The 22,991-nt window shown below is 64.3% G+C and carries 19 protein-coding genes; 7 read left to right on the top strand and 12 right to left on the bottom strand.

The window, feature by feature from the left end; genetic code table 11:
- Positions 1-482: 482 nt before the first annotated feature.
- From ACYPXD_RS18015 to ACYPXD_RS18005, 3 genes are all read left to right on the top strand, one after another.
- Complete coding sequence (locus ACYPXD_RS18015; RefSeq protein WP_459714033.1) at positions 483-1,286, top strand: pirin family protein; 804 nt, start codon at positions 483-485, stop codon at positions 1,284-1,286.
- 85 nt (positions 1,287-1,371) lie between these two features.
- Entirely contained in the window at positions 1,372-2,073 is a 702-nt protein-coding gene (locus ACYPXD_RS18010) for an HAD hydrolase-like protein (protein ID WP_459714031.1), read from the top strand.
- Positions 2,074-2,261: 188 nt separating this feature from the next.
- Complete coding sequence (locus ACYPXD_RS18005) at positions 2,262-3,197, top strand: LysR family transcriptional regulator (RefSeq protein WP_459714029.1); 936 nt, start codon at positions 2,262-2,264, stop codon at positions 3,195-3,197.
- Between the two features lie 56 nt (positions 3,198-3,253).
- Here ACYPXD_RS18005 and ACYPXD_RS18000 read toward each other — a convergent pair whose 3' ends face one another.
- Genes ACYPXD_RS18000 through ACYPXD_RS17990 form a run of 3 tightly spaced genes read right to left on the bottom strand, consistent with a single transcriptional unit; the run spans position 3,254 to position 7,242 of the window.
- Positions 3,254-5,485, bottom strand: a complete 2,232-nt coding sequence (locus tag ACYPXD_RS18000; RefSeq protein WP_459714027.1) for a xanthine dehydrogenase family protein molybdopterin-binding subunit — start codon at positions 5,483-5,485, stop codon at positions 3,254-3,256.
- 33 nt (positions 5,486-5,518) lie between these two features.
- A complete protein-coding gene (locus ACYPXD_RS17995; protein ID WP_459714299.1) occupies positions 5,519-6,502 on the bottom strand; it encodes an FAD binding domain-containing protein in 984 nt (327 codons plus the stop codon).
- Positions 6,502-7,242, bottom strand: a complete 741-nt coding sequence (locus ACYPXD_RS17990; protein WP_459714025.1) for a (2Fe-2S)-binding protein — start codon at positions 7,240-7,242, stop codon at positions 6,502-6,504. The genes ACYPXD_RS17995 and ACYPXD_RS17990 overlap by 1 nt, the downstream gene beginning before the upstream one ends.
- Before the next feature lie 166 nt (positions 7,243-7,408).
- On the opposite strand from ACYPXD_RS17990, the gene ACYPXD_RS17985 reads away from it, so the two are divergent.
- Positions 7,409-8,116 (top strand): glutathione S-transferase family protein, encoded by a 708-nt coding sequence (locus ACYPXD_RS17985; protein ID WP_459714023.1) that lies wholly within the window; start codon positions 7,409-7,411, stop codon positions 8,114-8,116.
- Between the two features lie 3 nt (positions 8,117-8,119).
- On the opposite strand, the gene ACYPXD_RS17980 is transcribed toward ACYPXD_RS17985, so the two are convergent.
- The 9 genes from ACYPXD_RS17980 to ACYPXD_RS17940 form a co-directional block, all read right to left on the bottom strand.
- Positions 8,120-9,190 (bottom strand): PTS sugar transporter subunit IIA, encoded by a 1,071-nt coding sequence (locus ACYPXD_RS17980; RefSeq protein WP_459714021.1) that lies wholly within the window; start codon positions 9,188-9,190, stop codon positions 8,120-8,122.
- 120 nt (positions 9,191-9,310) lie between these two features.
- Positions 9,311-9,727 (bottom strand): universal stress protein, encoded by a 417-nt coding sequence (locus tag ACYPXD_RS17975; protein WP_459714018.1) that lies wholly within the window; start codon positions 9,725-9,727, stop codon positions 9,311-9,313.
- 378 nt (positions 9,728-10,105) lie between these two features.
- Positions 10,106-10,960 (bottom strand): oxidoreductase, encoded by an 855-nt coding sequence (locus ACYPXD_RS17970; RefSeq protein WP_459714015.1) that lies wholly within the window; start codon positions 10,958-10,960, stop codon positions 10,106-10,108.
- A gap of 202 nt (positions 10,961-11,162) precedes the next feature.
- A complete protein-coding gene (locus ACYPXD_RS17965) occupies positions 11,163-12,218 on the bottom strand; it encodes a hypothetical protein (RefSeq protein WP_459714013.1) in 1,056 nt (351 codons plus the stop codon).
- 28 nt (positions 12,219-12,246) lie between these two features.
- Entirely contained in the window at positions 12,247-12,504 is a 258-nt protein-coding gene (locus ACYPXD_RS17960) for an RNA recognition motif domain-containing protein (protein ID WP_459714011.1), read from the bottom strand.
- A gap of 70 nt (positions 12,505-12,574) precedes the next feature.
- Positions 12,575-13,363, bottom strand: coding sequence for an enoyl-ACP reductase FabI (gene fabI, locus ACYPXD_RS17955; protein WP_459714008.1), 789 nt, complete (start codon positions 13,361-13,363; stop codon positions 12,575-12,577).
- A 69-nt stretch (positions 13,364-13,432) separates the two neighbouring features.
- Positions 13,433-14,617 (bottom strand): acetate/propionate family kinase, encoded by a 1,185-nt coding sequence (locus ACYPXD_RS17950; RefSeq protein ID WP_459714007.1) that lies wholly within the window; start codon positions 14,615-14,617, stop codon positions 13,433-13,435.
- 4 nt (positions 14,618-14,621) lie between these two features.
- A complete protein-coding gene (locus tag ACYPXD_RS17945; protein ID WP_459714297.1) occupies positions 14,622-15,566 on the bottom strand; it encodes a phosphate acetyltransferase in 945 nt (314 codons plus the stop codon).
- Positions 15,567-15,613: 47 nt separating this feature from the next.
- Positions 15,614-18,076 carry a DUF3141 domain-containing protein gene (locus ACYPXD_RS17940; RefSeq protein ID WP_459714006.1) on the bottom strand — a complete coding sequence of 821 codons (2,463 nt, stop codon included), beginning with the start codon at positions 18,074-18,076 and terminating at the stop codon, positions 15,614-15,616.
- Positions 18,077-18,644: 568 nt separating this feature from the next.
- On the opposite strand from ACYPXD_RS17940, the gene aspT reads away from it, so the two are divergent.
- From aspT to ppk2, 3 genes are all read left to right on the top strand, one after another.
- The gene (aspT, locus tag ACYPXD_RS17935; RefSeq protein ID WP_459714004.1) at positions 18,645-20,336 is read left to right on the top strand and encodes an aspartate-alanine antiporter; all 1,692 of its coding nucleotides are present in this window, start codon (positions 18,645-18,647) and stop codon (positions 20,334-20,336) included.
- A gap of 106 nt (positions 20,337-20,442) precedes the next feature.
- Positions 20,443-21,822, top strand: coding sequence for a glutamate decarboxylase (locus ACYPXD_RS17930; protein ID WP_459714002.1), 1,380 nt, complete (start codon positions 20,443-20,445; stop codon positions 21,820-21,822).
- Positions 21,823-22,074: 252 nt separating this feature from the next.
- A complete protein-coding gene (ppk2, locus tag ACYPXD_RS17925) occupies positions 22,075-22,908 on the top strand; it encodes a polyphosphate kinase 2 (protein WP_459714294.1) in 834 nt (277 codons plus the stop codon).
- Positions 22,909-22,991: the final 83 nt, after the last annotated feature.

Genomic DNA, 22,991 nt, shown 5'->3' with positions numbered 1-22,991 from the left:
TCCGACTGTCCCTTACTCGACGCATGCATCGATCTGCGCGCGGCTCAAACGGGTTGCGTATCGATCGGCGGCTGACGCGCTTCGCCTGAGCGGAAACGCCTTCGTACACGAGGCGCCAGCCTCTTCACGCGCATCGAGAATGCGACACGGAAAGCCGATTCAAATGAATGCACCCGCTGAATGTCATTCAACACATTCGCCGATTTTCGTTGCGGCTTTCGCAGAATAGATGGCCGAGATCAAGTGTTCTGAATAGCAACAGACTCTCGCTCGAGTCCATCGCGCCGCCCGATCTCCGATGACATCGAGCGGAACCATTGGTTAAACGTTTCGTACTGGAGGGGCTTATGGGGGCAGCATCGAAAAAGGCCATGCCGGGTCCACGGACAGCGCCGGCATTACAAGCACATACGGAAGCACAAGCGGTTCGGCCGATCTTCTTACGCACGAGAGGCCGCACTGACGGTCCGCTGACGCGCTTTGTGAGTCCGTCGGATATCGGTCAGTCGATCAAGCCGTTCGTGCTGCTCGATCGCTTCGTGCTCGAATCGCACGCGACACTCAATTTTCCGCTTCATCCTCATTCGGGCATCGCCACGCTGACGGCGCTGCTCGACGGCAGCCTGCATATCGTCAACAGCAAAGGCAAGCCGCAGACGCTGATGCCCGGCGCCACCGAATGGATGCAGGCAGGCCGCGGCACGTGGCACGGCGGCCCACTCAGCACCTCCGGCGTGGTGCGCGGCTACCAGCTATGGGTTGCGCTGCCGCCGGAACTCGAGCTCGCTGAACCGTTTGAGGCATATCTGCCCGCCGACCAGATACCGCTCGAAGGTCCGGCGCGCGTCCTGCTCGGACAATGCAACGGTGTCGAAAGCCCATTGCCAGTTTCGATGCCCATGACGTATCTGCACGTCGAACTCAATGCCGGCGAACATTGGCGCTATGACCCCGCGCCAGGACACAACGTGCTCTGGATCGCCGTCTACTCCGGCTCGCTCGATGCCGGCGAACGCGTCGAAGCGGGCGAACTCGTGGTGTTCAGCGAATCGGAAAACGGCGTCGACTTCGTCGCGCACGACAACTGCGGCTTTATGCTCGGCTCCGCGCAACGCAGCCCGTTTGAAGTCGTCGAAGGCTATTATTCGGTTCACACGAACGCCGCCGCGCTGCAATTCGGCGAACTCGAAATCGCACGCGTCGCGTCGCAACTGCGTACCGAAGGCAGGCTCGATGCCGAACAGGCCGCGAACGTCGCGCGCAAGATGCGTTCGGGCGCGTCGTAAAAACGGAAACGCACGGAAACTCGCGGATACCCGTCATAATGCGGGGCCTCGCTCCACACGTTCGATGCGCGGCCCGCGCAACACCATGACGATCCAACTCGCGATTTTCGATTTCGACGGCACGCTGGCCAACACGTTCGCGGTATTCGGCGAGTCGCTCAATACGCTTGCGCTCAAGCACCGGTTCCGGCTCGTCACGCCCGAAGACGAACCGCGCATGCGGTCGATGAGCGCGGCCGAGATTCTGCGCGAATTGCGCCTGCCGGTCTGGCGCGTGCCCGCGGTGCTGTCCGACTACCGGAAAATGCTGCACAAACGCATCGACGAGGTGCAACCGTTTCCCGGCGTCACGGCCGCGCTCGAAGCACTACTCGATCATGGCGTCGCACTCGCGGTCGCCACATCGAATACGGTCGACAACGTGAAGGCGGTGTTGGGCCACGAGCTTGTCGAGCGTTTCGCCGCGCTCGAATGCGGATCGGCGCTGTTCGGCAAATCGCACCGCCTGCGCCATATTCTCACGCAGACGTCGATCGATCCCGAGCACGCCATCTACATCGGCGACGAGTTGCGCGATGCGGAGGCGGCGCAACGCGTCGGCGTGAAATTCGGCGCGGTCGCGTGGGGCTACACGAGTTTCGATGCGCTGCTGCAGAAAAAACCGCACCTCGCGTTTCGCGTGCCGGCCGATCTCGCGCAACTCAATGTACCGGCATCGGAATGGTCGCCAGTGGCGTCCGCGACGAGCGAACCCGTCGCGCTGCTGCGCAGAAACGACGCGAGTTGATCAGGGCTACGCCAGTCGGCCCGCTCGCTTGCCGCCGCGACACCGAGCCGCGCCGGCCCTTTCGAACCCCGCACGGCAAACCCGCCGCCGGCCGACAAACACATGACCGGGTATGATCCGTCCTGGGCAGCACACGCGCCGGCGCCACACCGGCGAGGCTGCCGCGTCAGGTCTGGAGGGATCAACGCTTGCGTCAGGACCAACTCGACGGCATCGTCACATTCATCATCGTCGCGGAGGAACAGGGGTTCTCCGCGGCCGCCGTGCGTCTGGGCGTATCGCCGTCGGCGGTCAGCCAGACGATCCGCAATCTCGAGGCGCGCATCGGTCTTGCGCTGTTCAATCGCAATACGCGCGGCGTAAGCCTCACCGAAGCCGGCGCGACCTACTTCGACCGCGTACTGCCGGCCGTGCGCGAGCTGACCTCCGCGTCCGAGGAACTCGGCGCGGCGCTCGACAGGCCGGCCGGCGTGCTGCGCATCAGCGTGGCGCGGGCCGGCTATCTGACCACGCTGCAGCCGATCATGCGCCGCTTTCTCGACCGCTTTCCGGACATCCGGCTCGACGTTTCGATCGAGCCCGGCCTCATCGATATCGTCGGGCAGCGCTACGACGCGGGCATCCGCTTCGGCGATATGGTCGAACGCGATATGGTCGCCGTCAACATCGGGCCGCCGATCTTCGCGCATATCGTCGCGTCGCCCGACTATCTCGCGACGCACGGCGTGCCGCGCCAGCCGCGCGATCTACTGTCGCATGCCTGCGTGTGTTTCCGGCGCGCGACCAGTGGACAGATCGAGCGCTGGCTGCTGTCCAAAGGCGGCGAGACGCTCGAGCTTGCGGTCAATGGCCGGCTGATCGTCAACGACTCGGCCGCCGCCGTGCAGGCGGCACTCGACGGCATCGGCATCGTTTATATGATCAATGGCTTTATCGACCCGCTGCTCGACTCCGGCCGGCTCGTGCGCGTGCTCACCGACTGGAGCCCGCCGTTGCCGGGCTTCGCGCTCTACTACACCGACCGCCGCCGCGTGCCGCCGAAGCTGCGCGCGCTGATCGACTTCCTGAAGGAAGAGCAGGCGGTCGGCATGCCGGCGCCGCGCACCGAAGCGATTCTGCGGTAAGGCGTGCAAGCGCGCCGCAAAGGCGGCCGCCGCCGCCCTTCACGCATCGCCGCACATCACGCGTTGAACGGCGCGGAGAGATCCATCAACTTGTCCATCGTGATCGGCAATTCCCGCACGCGCTTGCCGGTCGCGTGATACGTTGCGTTCGCCACGGCCGCCGCGAGCCCCGTGATACCGATCTCGCCGATCCCGCGCACGCCGAACTCGTTCAACTCATAGTCCGGATAGTCGAGCAGGATCACGTCGACCTGCGGCTGGTCCGCATGCACGGGCACCACATACTCCGCGTAGTTGTTGTTCGACGGCAGACCGGTACGCGCGTCGTACTCGGTGCCTTCGAACAGCGCCATGCCGATACCCATCACGATCGCGCCTTCCACCTGGTTGCGCGCGGTCATCGGGTTCACCACGCGGCCGACGTCGATCGCGCTGACCACACGCGCCACCCGCAGATGCGAGATGCCCGGATCCCAGCGCACTTCGACGTAATGCACGCCGAACGAGCGGAACGAGTGCTTGCCCGACGGCGCGCCCGCCGTCTGCGCCGCGCCCTCGGCGCTCGCCAGCCGCTGCGATTTCAGCACGGTCGCGAAGTCGACGGAGCGCTCGCCGTTCACGAGCCGGCCGTTCTCGAACTTCAGCGTGTCGGGCTTCGCGCCGTCGAAATACGCGCCGTTCTGCGTCGCAAACGTCTTGAGCTGAGCGATCGCATTGCGCGTCGCTTCGGCGATCGCCGGCATCACGCTCGCGGTCGCCCACGAGCCGCCCGACACCGGCGCGGACGGGAACGACGAATCGCCGAGCTTCACGTCGATACGCTCGACCGGCACGCCGGTCAGGCTGCTGACCGTCTGCGCGGCAATCGTATACGTGCCGGTGCCGATATCCTGCACCGCGCAGATCACGCATGCGCTGCCGTCGCTGCGCAACTCGACGCGTGCCTGCGCGGGCGTGCGGTACGCGTCCCAATTGCACGCAGCCATGCCGTAACCGACGATCTCGTGGCCATCGCGCATCGAGCCGATGCCCGGCGTGCGCTTTTGCCAGCCGAAGCGGTCGCCGGCCTGCACGATCGCTTCCTGCAGATGGTTGCTCGACCACGGCAGGTTCACGCTTTCGTCCTGCGTCGAAAGATTGCGCAGACGGAATTCACGCGGGTCCAGATTCGCTTGCAGCGCGAGTTCGTCGATCGCCGATTCGAGCGCGAAGAGACCGGGCGCCGCGCCCGGCGCGCGCATCGAGGTCGGCGATCCCCGATTTACGCGCGTGACCGCGTGGCTCACGAGCACATTCGGGCATGAGTAAAGGCTCTTCGATACGCCGCCGCAGTTTTCGACGTACTGGTCGGTAAACGACGTCGTATTGACCGATTCGTGCCGCAGCGACATGAGCTTGCCGTTCGCGTCGGCCGCCAGCCGCACATGCTGCTGCGTTTCGGGCCGATGGCCGGTGGTCGTGAACATCTGCGCACGCGGCACGACCAGCTTGACGGGCCGCCCGACCGCGCGCGACGCGGCGCTTGCCGCGACCGAATGCGGCCACATCCACAGCTTGCTGCCGAAGCCCGAGCCGATAAACGGCGCTTCGACCCTCACCTGATCGGGCGACAGCCCGAACACGCGCGCGATCGTATTGCGGTGCACGGTCACGCCCTGCGAGGCTTCGAACAGATGCAGCTCGTCGCCTTCCCAATGCGCGAGCGTCGCATGCATTTCCATCGGATTGTGCGTTTCGACCGGCGTGCGATACACGGCGTCGATGCGATGCGGCGCGCTGTCGAATGCCGCTGCGGCATCGCCGCGCGCATGACCGCGGCCGCCGTCGCGCGTGCCGCCCGCCTCGACGCCCTGCGCGAGACTCGTCACCGGCTTGTTCGTCGCGTAGGTGACGTTGACCTTGTAGGCGGCTTCGCGCGCGTGCTCGAACGTGTCGGCCACGACCAGCGCGACGAACTGGCCCGCGTAGTTGACGCTCGCATCTTCGAACGGCAGACGGCGCTCGTCGGTCACCGAGGCGGTCAGAATGTCGTTGAACGAGTTGATCGTGCGCGGCGCGCGATACAGGCGCGGAAACTGCTCGTGGCTGAAAATCTCGATCACGCCGGGCGTGCGGCGCGCATCCGCGGTATCGATGCGCAACACGCGACCGCTCGAAATCGTGCTGAAGACGCCGTACGCGTAGACCATGCCAGGCAGGCTCTGGTCGGCCGCGTAATGCGCGGCGCCCGTTACCTTGAGACGCCCGTCCACCCGGCGCATCGAATCGCCGATGATGTCGTTGTTCATGTTTTCCTCATAATCACGTAGCCAAGCCGCGCTTTATGCGACGACGCTGCTCAGATTGCGGACGATCGCCTGCTGGCCGAGCGCGATCTTGAAGCCGTTCTGGCCATACGAGCGCGCGCCTTGCATCGCGACGGCCGCGGCTTGCTGGAATGTCGCCTGCGTCGCGGGCTGGCCTTTCAGAGCCGCTTCCGCGTCCCTGGCGCGCCATGGCTTCGTGCCGACGCCCCCCATCGCAATGCGCGCATCGCGAATCGTGTGGCCGTCGAGCACGACGATCACCGCGCTCGACGCGAGCGCGAACTGATACGACGCGCGGTCGCGCAGCTTCAGATACGCGGAGCGGCTGTGCGGCAGCGGCGCATCGAGCGTCACGTGCGTGATCATTTCGCCGTCGTTCAGCGCGTGCTCTTTCCATGGCGTGTCGCCGGGCAGCAGATGAAAGTCGAGGAAGTCGATATCGCGTGCGCCATTCGGCCCTTGCACATGCACCGTCGCGCCGATCGCGGCCATCGCGACGCACATGTCCGACGGATGCGCGGCGATGCATTGCTCGCTGCCGCCGAGCACCGCATGCACGTTGCGATTGTGGCCGCCGATGGCGGCGCAGCCCGAGCCGGGCTCGCGCTTGTTGCAGGCCGAGACGCCGTCGCGGAAGTAGCCGCAGCGCACGCGCTGCATGACATTGCCGGCGGTCGTGGCCTTGTTGCGCAACTGCGTGCTCGCGCCCGACAGCAGCGCCTGCGACAGCACCGGATAGCGCGTGCGAATCACCTCATGGCGCGCGAGATCGGTGTTGCTGACCATCGCGCCGACGCGCACGCGGCCGTCGTCGAGCACGTCGATTTGCGTGAGCGCGAGCTTGTGGATATCGACGACGCGCGCCGGGCGCATCACGTCGAGCTTCATCAGATCGAGCAGCGTCGTGCCGCCAGCAAGAAACACGGTGTTGGTCCCCGGCGCGTGCGCCGCGATCGCTGCGTCGACGCTCGACGCGCGGGTGTAGTCGAATGAGCGCATCATGCCCTCCGCATCTTGCCGCGCGCGTCCTGAATCGCGGCGACGATATTCTTGTAGGCGCCGCAGCGGCAGATGTTGCCGCTCATCGCTTCACGCAGCGAATGGTCGTCGGCGGGCACGCGCGCGTCGTGCAGCACCGCGACCGCGCTCATCATCTGCCCGGACGTGCAGTAGCCGCACTGGTAGGCGTCGTGCTCCCAGAACGCCTGCTGGACCGGATGCAGCTTGCCGTTTCTAGCGAGGCCTTCGACGGTTGTGATTTCGTCGCCATCGTGCATGACGGCAATCGACAGGCACGAATTGACCGACACGCCGTTCACGTGCACCGTGCAGGCGCCGCATTGGCCGTGGTCGCAGCCCTTCTTCGTGCCGGTCAGTTGCAGGCGGTCGCGCAGCACGTCGAGCAGCACGGCGTTCGGCTCCACATCGAGCTTGTGGCCAACGCCGTTCACGCTGAACTGCACGGTGTACGGGCCGCTTCCGGTTGCCGCGGCCGGCGCCTGTGCAGCGGCGGGCGCCTCGTCGGCGAGCACCGCGGCCGACATCATCGTCGTGCCCGCCGCGGCAATGCCCGATGCGCCGACCGACTTCAGAAAGCCGCGGCGCGTCACGCCGGGATGGCAGCCGCGCTGGTCCGATTGATCGCGTGGCTCGCGTGGGTCGCGTGACTCGAGTTGTCCGGATGGATCGGCCTGGCCGCTGCCGGATGGAGGGTCGGTGAAATCCTTATACGCTGTCATGTTGCATTACCCCGATTCAGGTTCGGTAAGGACTCGACAAGCGATTCGATGGCATATCGGATCGCATCATGGACCCCGACATTGCCATAGCGTATTTGACGTGACCATTGGCCCACGCTTCATACTGCTTGAACCAAAACTGAATAATCCTCACCGGAGACAACCGATGATCACCCTGTACTCGTATCCCGAGCTATACGGCCTCGAGGACAACAATCCGTATGGGCTCAAGGTGTTCGCGTTCCTGCGGCTGTGCGGTCTCGCGTTCGACCATCGGCACGTGCTCGATACGAAGGCCGCGCCGCGCGGGCAACTGCCGTATTTAGTCGATGGAGAACAAACAATCGGCGATAGCGACGCCATTCTGTCGTATCTGAAACGCCAATACGCCTTGACGATCGATGCGGCACTGACCGACGCGCAGCGCGACCTCGACCTGATGCTGCGTCGCACGCTCGACGATCTTTACTGGGTGATGTCGTATTCGCGCTGGCGCGACGACCGCTTCTGGCCCACGTTTCGCGCGGCGCTGCTCGCGCAGCATGCGGACCTCGCGGCCGAATCGCTCGAAGCGGCGCGCGAGTACAACTTCAACCGCTATCACTATCAGGGCATCGGCCGCTACGAGCCGGAGCAGGCCTATGCGCGCGGCACGGCGGACCTGCAGGTGATCGCCAACCTGATTCACGACAGCGGCTTTCTGTTCGGCGACCGGCCGGTCAGTATCGACGCGGCAGTGTACGGGTTTGTCGCGAACATCTACTTCTACGACATCGATACGCCGCTCAAGCAGTTCGTCGTGGCGCAGCCGCAGCTCATGCGCTATTGCATCGCGATGCGGGAGGCGGTGGAAAAAGGCGGCGTGGCGCGCTAAGGCTCAGACGAGCCGCCGGTCGCCTCGCGCGGCCTGTTCGAGCGTCTCGCGGTCGTTGAACAGCCGGCAGACGGCGGCGGCGTCTTCGCATTCATGCAGGCGGTCACGGAAATGATGGTCGCAGAAACACTGCGCGACTTCCGCCAGCAGATGCAGATGCGCACTGTCGGCCCATTGCGGCACGAGCAGCGCGACGATATCGCAGACCGGTTGCGCATCGGGCGCGTCGAACGCGATCGGAACGGCGAGGCGCACATAGATCGCGACCGGCTGCGCCAAGTTTTCGATATGTCCGTGCGGCACCGCGACACCGCGCCCGAGACCGGTCGAGCCGAGCGCCTCGCGCGCCGTCAGACCGGCCGTGACGATAGACGCCGGCACACGGCACAGTGTTTCGAATGATTGGCTCAATTGCGCGAACAGCTGCTCGCGGTCCGCAGCGGGCGAACCCAGCAGCACGTGACTCGCGGGCAGCAGTTGCGCGAGGCTCGGCTGGGTGGGAATCATGCTTTCGACGGCGGCATTATCGGCTTCTTGGGCGGCTTCTTGGGCGGCTTGTTCGGCTGCATCGCGGGCCGCACCGCCGGCTGCATTGCGGGCGGCGCCGTAGGCCGCGTGCCCGTCTGCACGATGCGTGCCGTTGCCGCGATGGGACGACGCATCGGCGTGGCGTGTATGCGCGGGTCTCGGCACCTCGCCTTGCGCGTTCGCGTGAATCAGGCTGCGCCACGCCTCGCTCGGCGTATCGGGAATCTCGACCACCTGCCCGACTTCGGCGTCCGGGGTCAATTGCGAGAGCCGTTGGATCGCATGGCCAACGTCGGCTTTCGGCAGATAGAGCGACAACCGCACGCGCCCGCTATCGCGCAGCGGCGCGACGCGCAGCGTCCATTGCTGGTTGCCGCAATCGCGAATCAGCGCTTCCCGGAACGGCGTGGTGTGTTGCGCGTCGACCGTCACGTGCAGCATCACGTTGCGCCCGGGTTCGCGGCGCGGCCGCGCACCGTGTTCCGCGCTGTGAGCTGATCTACCGCGCCTTAGCAGCGCGCGCAGGCCCGCCAATGGGTGCGCCATGTCGCCCTCACGATGTATTGCATATTGAAAGCATATCCGACACCGTGCAAAAGCCGCGTAAAAGCCGCTTTCGTCGATATAAAAACGACCTCTCGGCACGCGCGGCGCGGGCAAGACCGGCTAGTGCAGCATCGTCACCGGCGTCTTCGTGAGCCGCCAGAGCCTCGCGATGATCCACCAGCGCGTCAGAAAATTCAGTTGGCTCGCATCGACGATCACCGCGTCCGACTGCTGCAATGCCGCATGCGCGGCGATCGTCTCCGCGACAGGGCCGCATGCGCGGCTCCAGCGATAAGGCACGCCCGCATCGTCGAGAATCGCGCGCGTGTTCATCATCGGGCTAAAGAGCGCGCGCCTTTCGAACAGCGCGAGCGCGCCGCGCGAGTGAAAAGCCGCGGCGCGGCCCCATTCGAGCGACTCGAGCACTTCGACGATTTCAACCTCGGACACGCAACGCTCGGCGTGCAGGAATGCGGCATGGCGCGCGGCTTGCAGCGCACCTTCGTAATGGATCACGGGGATCAGCAGCCGTAGCATCGCAACGTTCGTCCAACGGTGAGAAGACGACTGTATTGGAACAAGCGGCGCATCAACGCGCAGCAAAATATGGGCGGCGCGATATCAAAATGCTGTTAAATCCGCTGTTGCCGCCGTGCCTCTCTGAAGGCACGCGCAGCAAACCGGGTTCGATACCGCATCGATTCCTGCCGCACGGGTCGCGATAAGCGCCGCCTGTGCGCTATCGGCGTACGCTGCGGGGCGCCTCGCCGACGCGTCGGCCACGCACGCATGCTCGCATGCGGCCTCGGCTTGCGGTGGCAGCCGTGCCCGCGGCGCTTCCACGCGCGCTGTGCATGCCGGTGCCGCGGCAGGCACGGCAAGCGTGAAGCGAAACGTGCCTTGTGCGTGTCCGCCCTACTTTTCGTCCGCCGGAAAATCGGCGCCGAGACTCGTCTCGCGCCACTTTTCGATATCGTCGAGCAAGTCGCGCAGCCGTTTGGTACCGCCCTCGAGCGATGCCGCGCCGAGCGGCAGATTGCGCGGCGGATCGCTGACCTCGGTGATCTTGAGCATGGTCTGCGCGGCCCGTACCGGGTCGCCCTGCTGCGTGCCGGTGCTTTGTGCCGTGTTCTGCATGCGCTTGCCGGCCGTGTCCGCGTAATCGGCGATGCGGTTCGGCGTCTGCCTGAGCGAGCGTCCTGCCCAGTCGGTGCGGAACGGCCCCGGCTCGACGCAGATCACCTTGATACCGAGCGGCCCGACTTCGATCGCAAGCGAGTCGGACCAGCCCTCGACGGCGTGTTTGCTGGCCGCGTAGTAACCGGAGCCCGCGTAACCGGCAAGACCCGCCAGCGAGGTGATGTTCAGCACATGGCCCTTGCGGCGCGCGCGCATCGACGGCAACACGGCGCGTGTCATCGCAAAGAGGCCAAATACGTTGACGTCGAACTGCGCGCGAATCTCGGCTTCGACGCCTTCTTCGATTGCTGCCTGATAGCCATAGCCCGCATTGTTGACGAGCACGTCGATCGAGCCGAAGCGTTTCAACGCCGCTTCAACGGTCACGCCGATCTGCTTTGCGTCGGTGACGTCGAGATCGAGTGTGAGGAGCCGGTCGCTCGCACCGTCGGCGAGATCGGCCAGCGACGCCTTGTTGCGCGCGGTCGCCACACAGCGCCATCCGCGCGCGAGCACCGCGCGCGCCAGTTCGCGGCCGAAGCCCGTCGAACAGCCGGTGATAAACCAGACGGGCGTCGTGGTTGAACTCATATTGGTCTCCGTTAAATGAATGAACAACCGGTTAGTACGATAAGCATGCGATATTACATAAGAGACCGTCCGGACCTCAAATCGTAAGTTTATGCAGCACGTATATCGAAGAATGTTCCGCGCCGGCACGGGTGACCCGATTCGCATTCACCGCGTCGATCCGGGCGGATAACGCATGAGGCGGATAACGCCCGCTCAAGCCTTAAATGACGATCCGGCTCGTATCGCCGAACAGGCTGCCGGCAGGCGGCAGGTCCGCGCGCCGGAAACGCACGATCTCGAAAGCACGCATCTCGGACGGATTCGCGGGAATGCGCGCGATATGCAGTTCGAGATCGGCCGCGGGCTGCGTGGCGGCTTGATCGACAACCACGTTCATTCTGTCGAGCCGCAGCCGTTTGCGCGTCACATAGGTTTGCGCGGCCGGGTCCGCATAGATGCGCTGCACGGTATCGAACTGGCGTTCGATCGCTTCGGTCTTGAATCCGAGTTCGCCGAGGTGATGTTCGTTCTCTTCGATCTGCCGCTGCAGCCGCGCGACTTCGGCGAGATCGGCGGGCGCCGCGCCGGACACGACCGCATGCATGCCCGCGCCCTGCCGTTGCAGCAATTGCAGCCGCGCCTTCAGCAGCGCGCGCTCCTGTTCGAGTGCATCGCGGCGGGACTTGTCGTTGGCGATCTGCTCGAGCGCTTCGAGCGCCAGCTGATCGACGATGCGCCGCACGATCTCGTCGTGAAGATCGGCTTCCGTGCGGCCGAAGATGCGCACGCGATGGTCGCTGAAGCTGATGGTTGTCTGCCGCACGTCGGTGCGCGTTTTGCCCTCGTGCTGCGCAACGCCGAGCACGCTGCGCTCGGCCATGTCCATGCCGAGCACCGCGTAGACTTCGTCGCAATCCATATGGTCGCCAAACCATTCGCGCAATTCCTGCGAGCGCCCGAACGCGTGGCAGACGTCGTCACACGTCGCGAAGAACGCATGAATATACGGGTCGCTCGACCATGCGCTTGCATCGGCGGCGCGCGGCGCGGGCAGCGCCGCGACAATCCCGCGAGCGTAGTCGAGCGTTGCGCGGATCGCCGGTGCGAGCCGCGTGTCGTATTGCCGCGCAAGCTTCAGTTGCGGTATGGCGCGCGCGATACGCGCGATGGTTTGCTCGACTTCTTCGGCGCGATGCGGCGCATCGCGTTCATCCGCTGCGCCGGCGCGATGCGGGTCGCGCAAGTCCAGGCGTAGTAGCCGGCTCAGAAGGCCCATGGCCGGATCTCCGTGCATGCCGCCACGATCACTCCTCGCTGCGTTCCTGCAGGACCACGACATTGAGCCGGCGATTCCTCCAGAACAGATTGTGAATGCGCGGCTGCAGCATCCGCAGCGCGGCAGGCTCCGTGCCATTGAAACTCACCAGCACGGCAGGACGCGAACCGTCGCCGGGCACGTGCTGAAGCGCGTCGTAAACCGGAAAGCCGTATTTGACGAGCAGCGCCTGAATCTCTTCTTCGGACGTGCCGTCCTCGATATTGCCAATCACCATGTCAGCCATTTCCGCTCTCCTCAACCCAACCTCTACCTCCACCGCGAACCGGAGCGTCAGCCTCAAACCGCGGACCGCGCTAGCCCATGATGTGCACGCCGCCGTCGACATACAGCGTTTCACCCGACAAACGCCGTGCATACGGCGTCGCGAGAAACGCGCAGGTGAAGCCGACGTCCATGATGTCGACGAGTTCGCCGAGCGGCGCGCGCTCGGCCGCTTCAGTGAGCAGCAGATCGAAATCCTTGAGCCCCGATGCCGCGCGCGTTTTCAGCGGCCCGGGCGAAATCGCGTGCACGCGAATCCGCCGCGGCCCGAGCTCGTACGCGAGATATCGCGCGCTCGCTTCGAGCGCGGCCTTCACCGGTCCCATCACGTTGTAGTTCGGCACGACCTTGTTCGCGCCGTAATAGCTCATCGTGAACATCGCGCCGCCGTCTTTCATCAGCGGCGCGGCCAGCCGTGCCATCCGGATAAACGAATGGCAGGAAATATCCATCGCGGCCGCAAAGCCCTGCGCCGAACAGTTCAGCAAGCCGCCTTGCAAATCGTCCTTCGGCGCCCACGCGATCGAATGAACGAGGATGTCGAGCTTGCCCCATTCGCTGCCGATACGTGCAAACACCGCTTCGAAATCCTCGGGCTTCGACGCGTTGAGCGGCATGAACAGCGGGGCGTCCAGTTCACGCGCGAGCGGTTCGACATAGGGCCGGGCCTTGTCGTCCGCGTACGTGATCGCAAGCTCGGCGCCGAGTTCGCGAAACGCCTTCGCGCAGCCGTAGGCGATCGAATGCTCGTTCGCGATGCCGGTTACAAGCGCTTTCATGCCTTGCAGTATCTGGCGGGATTCGTTGTGAGTCTGCGTCATGGTCGAACTCCGTGGCTTCTCGTGTGCGAGATCATTTCGTCACTGCGCGTCACTGCGCGTCAATGAGCGTCACTGCGCGTCGACGACTTCACGCGTATGGCGCGCGATCATCAGTTCCTCGTCGGTTGGAATGGCCCACACCTCGACCTTGCTCGATGGCGAGCTGATGCGCGGACCGCCGGCCTCGTTCGCGGCGTCGTCGAGTTCGACGCCAAGCCACGTTGCGTGCCGGGCCGCCCGCCGACGAACCTCCGCCGAGTTCTCGCCGATCCCCGCTGTAAACACCAGCGCGTCGAGCCCTTGCAACGCGGCCGCAAGCGAACCGATTTCGCGTCCGATCCGATACGCGTACAGGTCGATCGCAAAGCGCGCGCGCGGCGCATCGCTGTCGAGCAGCTTGCGCATATCGCCGGAAATACCGGACACGCCGAGCAAACCCGATTGCTTGTAAATCAGGTCTTCGATCGCGTGCGTATCCATCTTCAGTTCTTCGAGCAGATACAGCAGCACACCGGGGTCGAGGCTGCCGCAGCGTGTCCCCATCGGCAAACCGTCGACGGCGGTAAAGCCCATCGTGCTCGCCACGCTACGCCCATTTTCGATCGCGCACAGGCTCGCGCCGTTGCCCAGGTGCGCGACGATCGTGCGTCCGTGCGCCGCGCGCGGCGAAAATTCGGGCAGCGCCTGCGCGATGTATTCGTACGAGAGGCCGTGAAAACCGTAGCGCCGCACGCCGCGCGAGGTAATCGACTCGGGCAGCGCAAACGCCTGCGCCAGTTCCGTTTGCGAGCGATGAAACGCCGTATCGAAGCATGCGACCTGCGGCAAATGCGGGCGCGTCGCCGCGATAATGCGGATCGGCTTCAGGTTGTGCGGCTGATGCAGCGGCGCGAGCGGCGTCAGCTTGTCGAGTTCGTCCACCACCTCCGGCGTGGCGAGCACCGATTTCGCGAACTTCTCGCCGCCATGCACGACACGATGGCCGACCGCGACGAGGCGGTTGTCGCCGCGATGGCTGGTCAGAAACGCCGAGATGTACTGAATGCCGTCTTCATGCGACAGCTTTGCGCCGTCGCCCCAGCGCTTTTCGCCGGCCTGCTCGTTGTTTTTATCATGCGCGATGAAATGCGGCGAACCGAACAGGCCTTCTATCTGGCCATGCAGCCCAAGGTCCAGCTCGTTGCCTTCGACGTAATAGGCGCGAAACTTGATGCTCGACGAGCCTGCATTCAGCACGAGAATCACATCGGTCATTGCGTTACCCCTCCACTTTCGTCGCTCGGGCGCGCGCCTGCGCGACCAGTGCGGCCACCGCGCACGAGGCGAGCCGCGTCATCACCGAATCGGCGCGGCTCGTCAGAATGATCGGCACGCGCGCGCCGAGCACGACGCCCGCGGCATCGGCGCCTGCCAGAAACGACAGACTTTTCGCCAGCATATTGCCCGCTTCGAGATCGGGCACCATCAACACATTCGCACGGCCGGCCACGGGCGAATCGATCTTCTTGATCCGCGCGGCTTCGGGGTCGATCGCGTTATCGAGCGCAAGCGGCCCGTCGACGAGCGCGCCCGTGATCTGATGACGATCGACCATCTTGCACAGCGCAGCGGCCTCGATGGTCGACGGCACCTTCGGATTGACCGTTTCCATGGCGGACAGAATCGCCACACGCACTTCTTCCATTTTCAACGCGTGGGCGAGATCGATCGCGTTCTGCAGAATATCGACCTTTTCTTCAAGCGTCGGTGCGATATTGACCGCCGCATCGGTGATGATCAGCGCGTTCGCGTGGCCGGGCACGTCCATCACGAAGCAGTGGCTGACGCGCCGCTCGGTGCGCAGCCCCGATTCGCGGCTGACAACGGCGCTCATCAGTTCGTCGGTATGCAGGCTGCCTTTCATCAGCGCCTGCGCGCGGCCTTCGCGTACCAGTTGCACGGCAGCCGCGGCGGACGCATGGCTAAACGGCGCATCGACGATCGGATACGGCGAGATGTCGATGTCATGCTGCTTCGCGAGCGCGACGATGCGTTCGCCGGGGCCGACGAGGATCGGTGCGATCAAACCCATTTGCGCCGCTTCGACCGCGCCTTGCAGCGAGCTGGGGTCGCACGGATGCGCGACGGCCGTCGGCGTGGGCGGCATCGACTTGCATATTTCGATCAGACGCCGATATTTCTCGTGCTGATGTTCCATGAATATGTCCTTGCAGGCGGCCGGCGAAGTGCCGGCCGGGTGGCGAGTCGGCGTCAATGCACGGAAGGCGTGGACGATGAAGCCACGCGCGGGGTGCGCGTCGGCTTTAACGGCAGCAGCGCGCGAATACGCTCGACCATCGCGCGTTGCGCCGCGGTCGGCGCCATCCCCTCTACGCGTTCATCCACGGCAAGCTTATCGAGCAGCGCGACAAACCGCTTGCGGTCACCGGAATCGGCGAGCAGCGTGGGCAGCGATGCGAGCGCGCGTTCCGGTTCATAGCGCACGACAATTTCCTGCTCGCCGCGGATGCGCCGCCATTCATCGTGCTCGAGCGCCGGCAGATAGTCCGCGTATTCCTGCGCCAGCTCGTTGCGTATCGCGAGGCGCGTGAGCGGCAGCGGTTCGCCGTGGCGCGCAAGCAGACACGCGGCACGCGCGATCGCCTCGGTGTAGCCGCCGTCGCCGATCGCCGCCAGCGCTTCCCTGACGAACGGCAAGTCCCGGGGGTCCGTGACGGGCGTCGCGACAGGCCCGTCGAGATCGAGCCTGGCGGCCGAGCGCGCGGCAAACAGATTGCCGTACACGCTGAAGAACAGGCCCTCGGTCGCGGCATCGCGCAGCGCGCGGTAATAGTCGAGCGACGCACTGAACAGTTCGGCGCCGCGCCGTTCCGCCTGACGCAGCGGGTTCGGCCCGTCCGCATCGCTCTCCATGCGGTTTGCCTTCACGGCGTTCGCCGCGGGCGCGAGCCACGCGAGCCATGGGTTCAGATCGGAGAACATCCATCGTTGCGCACGCAACGGATGGAACTGGCGCAAGAGGCCCGCCGTTGCCTCATTCGAGAACACCTGCACAAACGGCTGCGCGAACAGCTCGTACGCGCGCTGATTGAACTCGGACACCTGCTCCACAGCCTTGAACGGCAGTTCGTCGATCCGCTTGAAGCGGTTGAATTTCGCCGCGATGTCTTCGAGCCGGTGCTCCTGCAAGCTGACCTCGTATTCGGGCTTGCCGTCCGCGCCCTTCTGCTCGGTAATCTCCATGCCGTACAGTCCCGGTGGGCACGCCTCGATTGCTTCGAGTACCGAAACGATCTGGGTATGCTCCTTCTTCGCGACCTTGCCCGATACGAAAATACCGAGGTGGCCGATGCTCTGATGCATCAGCCCGATAATCACCTGACCGCGCGCCTTGATCTCATCGGTGCTGCCGTAAATATCCGTCACCCAGTTGAATGCCTGCTGCGGCGGTGTGATGTTGTCGCCGAGCGACGCGAACAGAACGATCGGCGACTTGATGTCGCGCAGATCGAACGCGGCGCCGCCCGCACCGCGCACCTCGCCCGCCCATAGCTTGTTGCCGACGAACAGATTCTTCGTGATCCACTCGATCTCTTCGCGGTTCATCAGGTAGTAGCCGCCCCACCAGCGCTCGAAATCGAGGAAGCGCGGCGGTTCGGTGTCGGCGTTGTCGAACACGTGGTAGTACTTGTCCCAGAGGCTGTTCGCCGGGTTCAGGTTCTCGAAGTTCTGCACCAGATGCGCACCGTCGAATCTGCCGTTGCCGAGATCCGCCGCAAGCGAGGCAAGCCATGTGCCGCCGAGCATGCCGCCCGCGTAGCGCATCGGGTTGTCGCCCTCGCCTTCGCTCCATGCGCCGCTCCAGTACGACATCGGCGCGCCGTTGATCACGATCGGGCCGGTTTCGTCGGGGTCGGACGTGGCAAGCATCATCGCGGCCCAGCCGCCCTGGCAGTTGCCGACTATCGCGGGCTTCGGGCTGTCCGGGTGCAATTCGCGCACTTTCTTCACGAAGCGCTGTTCGGCCGCACAGACATCGAGCAGCGTCTGGCCCGGTTCGGGATCGCGGAAAAACACCACGAAATACACGGGGCTGCCCGCGCGCAACGCGACGCCGACCTGCGAATCGTCCTTGAATCCGCCGATGCCTGGGCCGTGCCCCGCACGCGGATCGATAATCACATAGGGGCGCTTGCCCGCATCGATCGTCACGCCTTCAGGCGGACGGATGCGCAACAGCGCATAGTTGACCGGGCGTTCGAACGCGCGGCCATCGAGCACTGTTTCATAGTCGAAGTGCAGCACCGGCTTCAAACCTTGCGCGGTCTGGTCGACGAACTGGTTGCCGCGCTGGCGCAAGGTGTCCCAGAACAGCACCGTGCGCTGCGTCGCGTCGATTGCATAGCGCCAGGCCGAGAGCGGATCGAATGCCGCATTGAAAGCACTGGTGAAAGGTGCGGAAAATGCGGCCACGCCGGGCACGGCGGCCGCAAACGGTGCGGTAAGCGCGGATGCGGCAAAGGGGCCCGCGAGCGGCGCGGGCAACGGCGCATGCGCTGTGCCGGCCGCGGCGCCGTTGCCGGTCTGGGTGTCGAGTGCGTCATGCACGCGCTCATTGAAATGCTGCTGCGCGACCTGTGCGCGCTTCTGGAAGATCCGGGCGACCTTGGCGCCAATCTGTTGACTGTGCGCGAACTGAGTGCCTGCGTTCATCACGTGTACCTCGTGGTCGAAGAACAGCCTAGCCGTGGGCGACAGGCACCGGGCTCATGACCCGATGCGTCGTTCTCGAAACACAATGAACCGCGCGTACCAACGTATAAGACGCGGGTGTCGTTGCGATGTCAATGGAGAAACAATCGACCCTGCTTTCGAGACCTGCGCAGAAGCGGCCGCGAAGCGCCTGGCAGGTACCCGATTGGCGGGTAGCGCCGGTCGCGCGGGCGGGTCGATCGAACCTGGGTCTCATGCCTGGGTGCGCCGCTTCAACGCATAACAGCAGGCACTGGTAGCAAACACTGAAATAAGACGGAATGTCTTGACTCACATCAGTCGAACTAATCGTCGCTCGCAAAATGGAATAATCGATTTCCATTGCCTATACTGCCCTTCGATTGTTGAATCGGCCAAGAAAACCGGGCACCCCCGCCCGCTCGCACGCATCAGGCGCCTACGCCCAACCCTATGCATGACGCGTTGCCTCCATCGCACACGCAGCGCGTGACCCGACATCGCCATTTCAGTTGCACGTCTCTACAACGTCCGATTAAAAGGAGCGAGCATGACCTGGCTAGCGCAAACACTCCGGCAATACCCGGAGATCGCGGTATTTCTTTCGCTTGGCATCGGTTATTGGGTAGGCGGCAAAAGTTATAAGGGGTTCAGTCTCGGCGCAGTGACCGCGACGTTGCTTGCGGCGATTGCGATCGGCCAGCTCGGCATCACGATTTCGGCGAACGTGAAGTCGGTGTTCTTTTTAATGTTTCTGTTCGCGGTCGGTTACGGCGTCGGCCCGCAATTCGTGCGCGGCATCGCGAAAGACGGCATTCCGCAAGCGATCTTCTCCGTCGTGCAATGCGTGCTGTGTCTCGCCGCGCCTGTCATCGCTGCGAAAATCGCCGGCTACGGCGTCGGTTCGGCCGCGGGGCTGTTCGCCGGCTCGCAAACCATTTCCGCGTCGATGGGCCTTGCGACCGATGCGATCAACCGTCTCGGCTTACCTGCAGACGAAACCAAGGCGCTGCTCGATGCAATGCCAACCGCATATGCGGTGACGTATATCTTCGGCACGATCGGCTCGGCGCTGATCCTCGCGACGCTCGGGCCGAAGCTGCTCGGCATCGATCTCGTCTCGGCCTGCAAGGAATACGAGGCGAGCCTCGGCGGCGCGAAGGAACTGGGTGGCGCGGGCCAGGCGTGGCACCAGTACGAACTGCGCGCGTATCGCATTCCGGCGGACGGCCGCGCGATCGGCCTGACGGTGAGCCAGGCCGAAGCGCTGACACCCGACGGCGCGCGGCTTTACATCGAGCGCATCCGCCGCGACGGCAAGATCGAGGAAGCGCGTATCGGCACCGTGCTGCAACCCGGCGACGTCGTCGCGATCGTGGGCCCGCGCGAGCAACTGGTCTCGGTGCTCGGTCCATTGCATACGGAGGTCGACGACCCGGAACTGCTCGCGGTGCCGGCTGAAGGCGTCGACGTCTATGTGACGAACAAGGCCGTCGAAGACAAAACGCTCGACGAGCTCGGCAAGCTGCCGAACGCGCGCGGCGTGTATATTCGCCGCATCAAGCGCGGCGCGACCGAAACGCCGATTCCGGTGCTGCCGAACACGAAGCTGCATCGCGGCGACACGGTGATGATCGTCGGCCGCACGCAGGACACGACCGCCGCCGCGAAGATACTCGGCACGATCGACCGCCCGTCCGCCGCGGCCGATGTCGCCTTTATCGGCTTCGCGATCACACTCGGCGCGCTGATCGGCGCGATCGTCGTCAAGGCCGGCGCGGTGCCGCTCACGCTGTCGACGGCCGGCGGCGCGCTGATCGCGGGCATCGTGTTCGGCTGGCTGCGCGCGATTCACCCGACCTTCGGCCGCATTCCCGAATCGACACTGTGGTTCATGAATTCCGTAGGCCTGAACGTATTTATCGCGGTGGTCGGCATCACCGCGGGCCCCGGCTTTGTCGCGGGACTCGCGCAGCTCGGCATCAGCCTGTTTTTGTGGGGCATCTTCGCCACCGCGGTGCCGCTGATTCTCGGCATGTTTATCGCGAAGTATGTGTTCCGCTTCCACCCGGCGATTCTGCTCGGCGTCTGCGCGGGCGCGCGCACCACGACGGCCGCGCTCGGCATGATCTGCGACGCGGCGAAAAGCCAGGTGCCCGGTCTCGGCTACACGGTGACCTATGCGGTCGGCAATACGCTGCTGACCATCTGGGGGATGATCGTCGTGATGTTGCTCACCTAGCCGCGTCCGCGAGCGTCGGCCCGCTTTCGCTTTTCGCTTTCTTCCGCCGCAGCGGCCTGGCCCTCCGGCGGTCCCTGCTGGTCTATCTCATGGGAAGGAGCGACACATGCAGACCCCGATCGAAAAGCTCACGCCGTACGACGAGTTCAATTGCGAAGTGCCCGAGCATGAATTTCCGAAGAGCGGCCTGTCGGCGCGGGCCGCCGCGGCCATCGTGATCAGCGACGAATGGACCGATACGAATCCGATGCTCAATATGTCGTCGTTCGTCACGACCTTCGCGGAACCGGAAGCGGCCGAAACCGCGCGCCGCAATATCTTCAAGAACTACATCGACCACGATATGTATCCGCAGCTCTTCGCGATGGAAACGCGCATGGTCCGCTGGCTGCATCAGTTGTGGAACGGCCCGAAGGGCGTCGAAGTGTACGGCACCGCGACGGTCGGCTCTTCGGAAGCCTGCATGCTCGCGGGGCTCGCGCATAAGTGGAACTGGCGGAAAAAGCGCGAACGCGCAGGCAAGGACGCGAGCCGGCCCAACATGGTGACGGGCGGCAACGTGCAGATTGTCTGGAAGAAGTTTCTGCGCTATTTCGACGTCGAGCCGCGCATCGTGCCGCTCAAGCCCGGCAATTACCGCCTCACCGCGGAGCGGCTCGACCAGTACGTCGATGAAAACACCATCGCCGTCGTGGCGATCGCGGGGCAAACCTTCACCGGCGAAGACGACGATATCCAGCAAATCCACGACTGGCTCGACGACTACGAGAAGCGCACCGGCATTTCGATTCCGATGCATATCGACGGCGCGTCCGGCGGTTTCGTGAACCCGTTTCTGTACCCCGATTACCAATGGGATTTTCGCCTGCCGCGCGTGCAGTCGATCAACGCATCGGGCCATAAATACGGGCTCACGCCGCCGGGGCTCGGCTGGGTGGTCTTCCGCGAGCGCGAGGTATTCAACGAAGATCTCGTGTTCTATGTGAATTATCTGGGCGGCGAAATGCCGACCGCGACGCTGAACTTCAGCCGCAACGGCTTCCAGATTGCCGTGCAGTACTACCAGTTCCTGCGCCTCGGCTTCGACGGCTACCAGCGCGTGATGCAGCACACGCTGAATAACGCAATCACGCTGCGCAAGCTGCTGGTGGATAGCGGCTACTTCACGATCATGAACGAGACGCAGCGCATTCCCGTCGTGGCGGTGACGCTCGACAGCAAGGTGAAGAATTTCAACGAGTTCGACGTGTCGAACAAGGTGCGCGAAAAAGGCTGGGTGCTGTCCGCCTACTCGATGCCGCCCGACGCTCAGACAGTGATGAGTCTGCGCGTGGTGGTGCGGCCGCACATCAACCACAACGTCGCCTGCCTGCTCGGTCGGGATATCGTCAGCGCGTGCCAGTACCTCGAAAAACACGGTGGCAGCGCAACGCCGCCCGAACTGCATGCACATGCGGACGAAAAGACCTCACCGGCAAAGTGCTGAGTTCTCGCGCCGGCCCGTCGACAGATGGGCGCGTCGTTGCATGGCCGCAGCGGAGCGAATCGCTACCGGGCGCTCTCGCATTGGACCAAAGTCCAGTTGCGGCGCCCCCGGTGCGCGACCATACTCGATGAAGAATGAGGAATCGCATTTCGCCCGGCATCCGTATGATCGTTCGAGGATTCCATCATGACTCAGACCCGAAAGGCCTCAAAAGAGAGCGCTAAAGCGATGCGCAAAGCGATCATCGGTCGCATGGTCAAGGAAGGCGCGAAAGGAGACGGTGTCCGCGCCGCAAATGGCGAAGGCGCGTCCGCCAGGCTGGCGAACAAGGACTACGAAAAAGAGCTCGCGCGCCTGCACGCGGAACTGGTCAAGCTGCAGGAATGGGTCGTGCAAACCGGCGCGAAAATCTGCATCGTCTTCGAAGGACGCGACGGTGCGGGTAAAGGCGGCACCATCAAGGCGATCACCGAGCGTGTGAGCCCGCGCGTGTTCCGCGTCGTGGCGCTGCCCGCGCCGACCGACCGCGAGAAATCGCAGATGTACGTGCAGCGCTATTTGCCGCATTTGCCGGCCGCCGGCGAGATCGTGATGTTCGATCGCAGCTGGTACAACCGCGCGGGCGTCGAACGCGTGATGGGATTTTGCACGGAAGACCAGGCGCGGCAATTCCTCAAAAGCGTGCCGCTCGTCGAGCGCGCGATCATCGCGTCGGGCGTGATTCTGCTCAAGTATTGGCTCGAAGTCAGTGAAGAGGAACAGACACGCCGGCTCGAAGCGCGCATCAACGATCCACGCAAGATCTGGAAACTCTCGCCGATGGATCTGCGCTCGTACGAGCGCTGGTACGACTACTCGCGCGCCCGCGACGAAATGTTCGTCGAAACCGACTCCGGCATCGCGCCGTGGCATGTCGTCGTGTCCAACGACAAGAAACGCGCGCGCCTGAACCTGATCAGCCATCTGCTCAGCAGTGTTCCGTACAAGGCGCTGCCGCGTGCGAAAATCACGCTGCCGAAACGGCAGAAGCGCGGCGACTATCGCGAGCCGGACTACCCGTTCAAGTACGTGCCCGAGAAGTTCTGATCCCGAGCGAGCACCGCGCGCTGCAGGTTCCGGCATGGATGCCGCGCGCGCACTGCGCGGCGGCGCTTTTTCCGCGGCTTTTT

This window comes from Paraburkholderia sp. 2C (genome assembly GCF_054589215.1).
Note: the sequence above shows the minus strand (reverse complement) of the source record. Positions and strands in the feature narration are given on the sequence as shown.

What these genes read in the sequence shown, in the direction of transcription:
- ACYPXD_RS17930 (WP_459714002.1), top strand. Translation starts at nt 20,443, where the DNA reads ATGCAGACCCCGATCGAAAAGCTCACGCCGTACGACGAGTTCAATTGC.
- ACYPXD_RS17985 (WP_459714023.1), top strand. Translation starts at nt 7,409, where the DNA reads ATGATCACCCTGTACTCGTATCCCGAGCTATACGGCCTCGAGGACAAC.
- ACYPXD_RS17980 (WP_459714021.1), bottom strand. Translation starts at nt 9,190, where the DNA reads ATGGCGCACCCATTGGCGGGCCTGCGCGCGCTGCTAAGGCGCGGTAGA.
- ppk2 (WP_459714294.1), top strand. Translation starts at nt 22,075, where the DNA reads ATGGTCAAGGAAGGCGCGAAAGGAGACGGTGTCCGCGCCGCAAATGGC.
- ACYPXD_RS17950 (WP_459714007.1), bottom strand. Translation starts at nt 14,617, where the DNA reads ATGACCGATGTGATTCTCGTGCTGAATGCAGGCTCGTCGAGCATCAAG.
- ACYPXD_RS17990 (WP_459714025.1), bottom strand. Translation starts at nt 7,242, where the DNA reads ATGACAGCGTATAAGGATTTCACCGACCCTCCATCCGGCAGCGGCCAG.
- ACYPXD_RS17940 (WP_459714006.1), bottom strand. Translation starts at nt 18,076, where the DNA reads ATGAACGCAGGCACTCAGTTCGCGCACAGTCAACAGATTGGCGCCAAG.
- aspT (WP_459714004.1), top strand. Translation starts at nt 18,645, where the DNA reads ATGACCTGGCTAGCGCAAACACTCCGGCAATACCCGGAGATCGCGGTA.
- ACYPXD_RS17995 (WP_459714299.1), bottom strand. Translation starts at nt 6,502, where the DNA reads ATGCGCTCATTCGACTACACCCGCGCGTCGAGCGTCGACGCAGCGATC.
- ACYPXD_RS18000 (WP_459714027.1), bottom strand. Translation starts at nt 5,485, where the DNA reads ATGAACAACGACATCATCGGCGATTCGATGCGCCGGGTGGACGGGCGT.
- ACYPXD_RS17960 (WP_459714011.1), bottom strand. Translation starts at nt 12,504, where the DNA reads ATGGCTGACATGGTGATTGGCAATATCGAGGACGGCACGTCCGAAGAA.
- ACYPXD_RS18010 (WP_459714031.1), top strand. Translation starts at nt 1,372, where the DNA reads ATGACGATCCAACTCGCGATTTTCGATTTCGACGGCACGCTGGCCAAC.
- fabI (WP_459714008.1), bottom strand. Translation starts at nt 13,363, where the DNA reads ATGACGCAGACTCACAACGAATCCCGCCAGATACTGCAAGGCATGAAA.
- ACYPXD_RS17970 (WP_459714015.1), bottom strand. Translation starts at nt 10,960, where the DNA reads ATGAGTTCAACCACGACGCCCGTCTGGTTTATCACCGGCTGTTCGACG.
- ACYPXD_RS17975 (WP_459714018.1), bottom strand. Translation starts at nt 9,727, where the DNA reads ATGCTACGGCTGCTGATCCCCGTGATCCATTACGAAGGTGCGCTGCAA.
- ACYPXD_RS17965 (WP_459714013.1), bottom strand. Translation starts at nt 12,218, where the DNA reads ATGGGCCTTCTGAGCCGGCTACTACGCCTGGACTTGCGCGACCCGCAT.